Consider the following 7036-nt stretch of genomic DNA (forward strand, 5'->3'; position numbering starts at 1 on the left):
GGGTAATTGTAGGTGAGATTTTTAGCTGTCAGTTCGCCTTTGAGTTCAGCCACTGGCAGATGTATGGCATCAGCTTCATCTTTAATTTTTGGTGTGACAGAGAGAATAGCTTCAAGCCTATCGATACTAACTTCACCGCGTTGGTAGGCGGTAATTGTGAATCCTAAAAGGGCAGTGGGGAAAACTAGGCGCTCTACATAAATTAACAGTGCTAAAAAATCGCCAACCTGAAGTGTCCCAGCAGACATCCGTGCCGCTCCCAGCCAGATGATTACCAGTGAACTGATATTAGCTAGCCCACCAATTAGCGGAAACAGTGTATTGCGAATTTTTGCCAATTCTAGGTTAGCAGTCAATAGCTGCTGATTTTTCTTGGCAAAGGCTCGACGCTCGTTTGCTTCTTGAGCATAGATTTTAATTAAGGCAATGCCACTGATATCTTCCTGGATGAGTTCGCTGATGTCAGAGAGTTGCTCTTGGACTGCTGCTTGTTGTTTGCGTAAGCGATCGCTAAACAGACTCACCAATAAAAGCATAAAAGGGTATACTGCCAGGGCGGCTAGGGTGAGATCCACACTAATTGCCAGCATTACTGGCAGTGTCAGGGCGTAGGCAAACATCGTATTTGCCAAACTCAAGACCGCAAAACCTAATAACCGCTTGATGTTGTCTACATCACTAGTAGCGCGACTAATCAAATCACCAGCAGTATTACTGGCAAAATAACCAGGCTCCAGTTTCAGTAAGTGTTCAAAAATCCGTTGTTTCAGGTCAAATTCCACCTGACGCCCCACCCCAAATAGCCAAATGCGTGATGCCATCCGCATTAGCCACATCGCCGAACTAAGCAAGACAATAACTACTACGTAATGTAGTATTTGGTTCCAGCTGAAGGTTGTTGAGAGTTTGTCAACACCAGCACGAATCAACCAAGGGATATAAACACCCAGTGCATTGACAGACAACAAAGCGAGAATACCCAAGGAGGCTTCCCGCCAATGGGGTCGTAGGTAAGCACTGAGTTTAGCGATTCGTCGAGATTTTGCCATTAAAGCAATTGTGCAACTTTATCATCTAGATTAACTGCTAGTCCAAGAAGGCAGCTATGCAGAGGGAATATCGCTTGTTATAAATTCAGCTTTTGTTACCTCTTTTAACTGGATAGTTATTGCCATTCGGTACTAATAGTCCACCACAGAAACTTTAATGAAGAAATAAGTTCGTAGTCAGGACTTTAGGCCTTGAATTAAGCGCTCAAGCGCTCACTACGAACCAAGTATTGTTCTCTTGCCTGATTACCGCTGAACACGCAAGAACCTGTAAACTTCAAGGAGATAACTTTCCCAAGTTCTTGTTGTCAATTGCAACGTTTGTGCATCCGGTACAAAGTCTTCAAGTCGTAAACCGCGTGTGCGAATATCTTGAGGATTTCCTTGTAATAAATAGGGAGGCACTCTCAAATTATAAGAAAGAATGCTATCCCCGTTTACATCTGAGATGTTCGCTGTGGTGGGTTGCCCTAATGCCACCAGTGTCCCAGATGCTGTAGCACTTGCGACAGATGTTTCACCCGTCATTGCTAGAGGCGCTCTATAAAGGAAATAGGCGACTGCTGGTGTACTTGCCAACAGCAAAATCGTCAGTGCCCAACCGATCAAGTATCCTCCTGGTTTCTCTATTCCACCTCCTTTGATTTTCTGAGCGGCAAGAATCATCAGTAAAACAGAGGCTCCTAGAGGCTTGAGGGGAAAAGATAGCATCCTCCACAACGACGCCACAGCAGGTTCATTGGGGTTAAGAAATGATAGGGCTACGATTACCAAGATAACGACTAAGATTAATCGCCCGACAAAACTTCCAGAGGGATAAAATCGCTGGAACAGAGAATAAACGATAGTGCCAATCAGCAGCCACAGCAGTACCCGGCTTAACAATAGAAACATAGACTAACTCTCAAATTTTCTGGTGCAGTGAGCCAGTGTGGTGGTGTTCGCGTAGCGTCTCCGTCAGGAGAGGCAGTCCGTTTCGATCGGGGTTGCCCCCAGAAAAGACTGCCATGCAGGGAAACCATGCATGAAACAACTGGCGACTTCTTACTGATAGGGACGTTAGAAGCGTCACCCGTAAGGCTCAACCTAGAGGTTTCGGGAAATGGATTTATTTTATTGTCAAATTGTAATCGCACTGTTTGACTTAAAATTTCTCAAACCTCACACCCAAAGACTACCGTCGTAGTGATTTTAGTGCAATTTTTTGACACTGCGTCTATTATTTATAATTTTCCAGAAGAGTAATCTGGTACCGGTAAACTAAATTAATTAAGTAATCTACTCAAAAGGAAAAACTATGTCGCCTGGAAAGCCTACTATTCTGGTAACAGGGGGAGCGGGATATATTGGTTCCCATACAGTGCTTGCTTTGAAGAAAGCGGGTTATGGCGTTGTCATACTTGATAATCTGGTCTATGGACATCGCGATCTAGTAGAAAAAGTTTTACAGGTAGAACTGATAATTGGGGACACAAGCGATCGCGCCTTGCTCGATCATGTATTTAAAACCCACGATATTGCCGCAGTGATGCATTTTTCTGCTTATGCTTACGTAGGAGAATCAGTGAGCGATCCGGCCAAATATTACCGCAACAACGTCCTTGGTACTTTGACCCTGTTAGAAGCGATGCTGACAGCATCTGTAAAGAAATTTGTCTTTTCTTCTACCTGTGCCACCTACGGGGTACCAGAATTCGTGCCCATTCCAGAAACCCATCCCCAAAATCCGATTAATCCCTATGGCGCTACAAAGCTGATGGTAGAAAGGATTCTCTCTGATTTTGATGTCGCTTACGGTTTGCAATCAGTGCGTTTTCGCTACTTCAATGCTGCTGGTGCTAATCCCGATGGCTTACTGGGCGAGGATCACAACCCAGAAACCCATTTAATTCCCTTGGTGCTAATGACAGCTTTAGGAAAACGAGAATCAATTTCAATTTTCGGCACTGATTACCCTACGCCCGATGGTACGTGTATTCGCGATTATATTCACGTTAACGACTTAGCAGATGCCCATATTTTGGGATTGGAATATTTATTAAAAGGTGGCGATAGCGAAGTTTTTAATTTGAGTAATGGCAGCGGCTTCTCCGTCAGAGAAGTCATTGCCGCAGTCGAAGAGGTGACTGGAATTAGCATACCAGTAGAAGAACGCGATCGCCGTCCTGGCGATCCCCCAATTCTCATTGGCACCAGCGATAAAGCCAGAACAATCTTAGGCTGGCAACCTCAGTATCCATCCATCAAAGATATCGTCGCTGACGCGTGGCAGTGGCATCAGAAGCGACATAAATAAAGGCATGGGACAAAACAGTTCCCAGTGCTGAGTAAATAATTAAGATTTCCTACTCAGCACTCCCTATTCCCCACTCAACACTCAGCACTCAGCACTCAGCACTCAGCACTCCCTACTCCCCACCCCTCCTCATACTTTGCATGGCGACAACTAAGATGCCAATAAATCCGAGAATTGGCAGTGCGATCGCCCAAAATGGTAATTGTTGAGATTGACCCTCTACTAAATCGCCATTGACATCTCGCAGATTTCGTGTATTCTGTGTAGAGCCGCCTCCTGCCACTGTCACTTCAAATTTGAATTCAAAGGGTTTGAATCTTGCCCCAGAGACAGGTTTTCCATTTAGTTGCAACTCATAAAGGCCTGGTTTGGGAAAGACAACTTCTGCACCTGGAATGCCTTTATAACGTTCGGCTGACACAGGTTTTAACTGTGGTTCTAATAACGGTGGCTCTCCGGCTGCATAAGGTTCGGCATAAACAGCTAACTGACAATTACACTGTGACAGAGGAATCACCTTTCCACCTCTGCGGGTAAGTGCAAACCAGGCTTGGCTTGGTTCTCCAGCACGGGGATTATCATTTGGTTCAATGTGGAGAGTACCGCCTACATCTCCAGCGACTTCCACCTTATGAGCAAAAGCAGGGTAAAAATTAGTTATTGATATAACTAAGCAACTCAGGAATAATAAATACTTTATTGTTCCTTGATTTTTCCAGAAAATGCCTTTGAGCGGGTAATGCCTCTGTTTTTGACTCGTTGAAACGGAGCCAGAAAATAAGGATGATTTACCGCGATTTGGTTGGGGGAACATAAAACTTTTCTACGGCTAACTTTGACCAGAAAAAGCGCGAACGCACTAGCAAGACACTGAGAGTAACAATTACCATCAGTACTGCCGCTAATTTATTTCCCCAAGTTGATTGCAAGGAACCCAGGTAATGGGAACCAATCAACACAGCATGAATGGCACTCAAGAGCAAGGCTGGCACACCCAATAGATGAATCTGTCGCCAACGCTTGCCCAAAGATTTTTGTAAAGATTCCCAACTTGTAAAAGCGGCGGGGGTCATTAATAACAATGCTACAGCACCCGCAGCCATCCCCCACTGAAATTCTGGCGGCAGAAAAGAAAAGGCGGCAAAATTCCATTGCAATGAGTGTTCTATCATGTGGACGGTGTGAACCACAGAAAGCACAAAAGATCCCACTCCCAAGCCGCGGCGGTAACGCAGTGGTGAAGCCCACAAGCCACTAATCGGACGCGCAATTAACGCCAAAATTAAGCAGATTAAGGCAGCGTGTCCGGTGTAATCTACCATTGTGTCACCAGTCCGCAGCAAGGTGATAACGCCAATGGTGAGTGTTACCCAACCGCCTAATCGAAACAACTGACTGCGCCTGTCTTTACTTACCAAAGATGAGGAAACGCCTACACCTAGCATCGTGGGTAAGGTTCCCAAGCCAAAAGCCAGCATAGTAGCTGTACTCATCCATAAATTGCCAGTTTCAGCGGCTTTAATTTGGGCAGCATACAGGAAACCACAGGGCATTAAACCCCAAGTCATCCCCAAAAGCATTGGCGTCCACCATTTGGTTTTTAAGGAAAGTTTAACCATTCCTCTACTGAGGCGATCGTGTAAACTACCTTGCAATAGTGGATGTAATACGGGAATGCGCGGGAGTAAATCGGGTTTTAGTTGTCCTAAGCCAAACCAAATCAACATCACACCAGTCAGAATAGCCATCCAACGCCGGAAGTCGCTGCCAATACCCGCTAGCTGTCCACCTTGCAGCAATACCGAACCTAGTGCCCCAATGCCAGCACCGACTAGAGCATAGCTCAACATCCGCCCCAGGTTTAGCAGGATATGAAATTTTAATTGCTGTTGCCAAGTATCGGGCTTTTCTAAGGTTGATGTCCGTCCCAAGGAGACTGTTTGTGGAATTTTCGGCTGATGAGACAGAGAAAATGCCACTGTTAGAGGGCCACACATCCCAAAGCAGTGTCCAAAACTCCCCAGGAACCCCAGGACTGCAATCAGCAACAAATCTACCATAAAAAAAGTTCCGAGTTCTGAGTTATGAGTCCTGAGTATCCGAATAAAGATTTTGAAGAAGTAATAAGAAATTTTTTCTTTTCTTTTTTACTCAGTACTCAAAACTCCTCTAGTGCGGAACTGTAAGTGAAGTTGCGATCGCTGTCAAAAGACAAAGCGTCAAACTTGATATTTTCTCTATTGAAGAAGAATTCTGTTCGATAAATTAATTTTACTTATAAGAAACCGTAAAAAAATAATACAAAATAATCTTTTTTGAGATGTTTTATGTTTTTATTTCCTAAGAATTACCACTAGCGATCGCTACATTGATAATGTTGTACCGAAAGCCAATAAACAATTTGCAAAAATTCATTCAAAAACAAAGTTATTTGCATATAGGGGTTTTTCTGGCAACTCTCTTGAGCATTATATTGTTCAGTTGGGTAGCACTCTCGCAGCAACCAGTTACCCTCAATCTGTTAATGACTGCCCCTGATGCCCAACCTTGGAGGCAGGGTTTAATTAGAGACTTCGAGGCTGAAAACCCTGGTATTCGCATTAACTTAGTTGAAGGGCCGAATGCCACAAATTTGCTCGAAGACCTCTATACCTCATCTTTTATCTTAGGTGAATCCCCTTATGACCTGATCAATATGGATGTGATCTGGACATCCAAGTTTGCTGCTGCTGGATGGTTGCTACCTTTAGGCGATCGCATTTCTAAAGAGGAGTTGGCAGCATTTTCATCCCAGGATGTAGAAGGGGGACGTTATCAAGACAAACTGTACCGTATTCCAGTGCGTTCCGACGTAGGAATGCTCTATTACCGGGAAGATTTGATCAAACAAGCGGGATTAAAACCGCCAGAAACATTTGATGATTTGATCCGAATTTCCCGAGTCTTGCAAAAGAAAAAGCAGGTGAATTGGGGCTATGTTTGGCAGGGTCGCCAATATGAAGGACTTGTGGCGATGTTTGCAGAAATCCTCGATGGCTTTGGTGGCTTCTGGGTTAAACCCGACACCCTCGAAGTTGGACTAGATCGACCAGAAACATTACAAGCCATTGAGTTTCTGCGTAGTACTATCAGGGAAGGCATTTCTCCTCCTGGAGTCACAACCTATCAAGAAGAAGACACCCGCCGTTTGTTTCAAAGTGGTCAAGTAGCGTTTTTACGTAGTTGGCCTTATGCGTGGCCTCTAGCCCAAGCAGAAAATTCACCAATCCGGGGCAAAATTGCGATTAAACCGATGGTTCATGCTCCTGGTAAGACGGGAGCGGCTTGTCTAGGTGGCTGGGGTTTAGGGATTGCGAAATCTTCTCAACATCCTGAAGAAGCTTGGAAAGCAATTAAGTATTTTACCAGTCGGGAAGCACAGCGCCGATTTATTTTCAGTGCAGGTTATGTGCCCAGTCGCCGGGATTTATTTACAGACCCAGAGATTGTTGCTAAATACCCCCACTATCCGCAGTTATTGGAGGTCGTGGACAATGCAGTTTTACGTCCACCGATCGCCCAATATGCTCAAACATCAGATATTTTGCAGCGTTATCTCAGCGCCGCCTTATCCGGCCGAATGAATCCTGAACGAGCAATGCAAGCTGCTGCGGCCGAAACGCGCCGACTGTTGGCGGCAGGGGGCAAAGGG

6 protein-coding genes are annotated in these 7036 nt (G+C 45.0%); 2 read left to right on the forward strand and 4 right to left on the reverse strand.

All coding sequences use genetic code 11. The features are described 5' to 3' along the window. Together IQ229_RS07010 and IQ229_RS07015 are read right to left on the reverse strand one after the other, a co-directional pair. Positions 1–1049 (reverse strand): ABC transporter transmembrane domain-containing protein (locus tag IQ229_RS07010; protein ID WP_265582953.1); only part of this gene is annotated, 1049 nt, incomplete at its 3' end. A 246-nt stretch (positions 1050–1295) separates the two neighbouring features. Then, positions 1296–1943 carry a hypothetical protein gene (locus IQ229_RS07015; protein WP_194042453.1) on the reverse strand — a complete coding sequence of 216 codons (648 nt, stop codon included), beginning with the start codon at positions 1941–1943 and terminating at the stop codon, positions 1296–1298. A gap of 403 nt (positions 1944–2346) precedes the next feature. Between IQ229_RS07015 and galE the strand changes: the two genes are divergently transcribed. Beyond that, positions 2347–3345, forward strand: coding sequence for a UDP-glucose 4-epimerase GalE (galE, locus tag IQ229_RS07020; RefSeq protein ID WP_194042455.1), 999 nt, complete (start codon positions 2347–2349; stop codon positions 3343–3345). A gap of 112 nt (positions 3346–3457) precedes the next feature. Here the strand turns inward: galE and IQ229_RS07025 are convergent, their stop codons facing one another. Then, entirely contained in the window at positions 3458–4159 is a 702-nt protein-coding gene (locus tag IQ229_RS07025) for a hypothetical protein (protein ID WP_194042457.1), read from the reverse strand. Continuing rightward, positions 4134–5405, reverse strand: coding sequence for an urease accessory protein UreH domain-containing protein (locus IQ229_RS07030; protein WP_194042458.1), 1272 nt, complete (start codon positions 5403–5405; stop codon positions 4134–4136). Before IQ229_RS07030 ends, IQ229_RS07025 begins: the two co-directional genes overlap by 26 nt. A gap of 314 nt (positions 5406–5719) precedes the next feature. Here IQ229_RS07030 and IQ229_RS07035 point away from each other — a divergent pair. Further along, on the forward strand, positions 5720–7036 hold a 1317-nt coding region (locus IQ229_RS07035), incomplete at its 3' end, for an ABC transporter substrate-binding protein (RefSeq protein WP_194042460.1).

The sequence above is a fragment of the Nostoc cf. edaphicum LEGE 07299 genome (assembly GCF_015207245.1).
Lineage (GTDB): Bacteria > Cyanobacteriota > Cyanobacteriia > Cyanobacteriales > Nostocaceae > Nostoc > Nostoc edaphicum_B.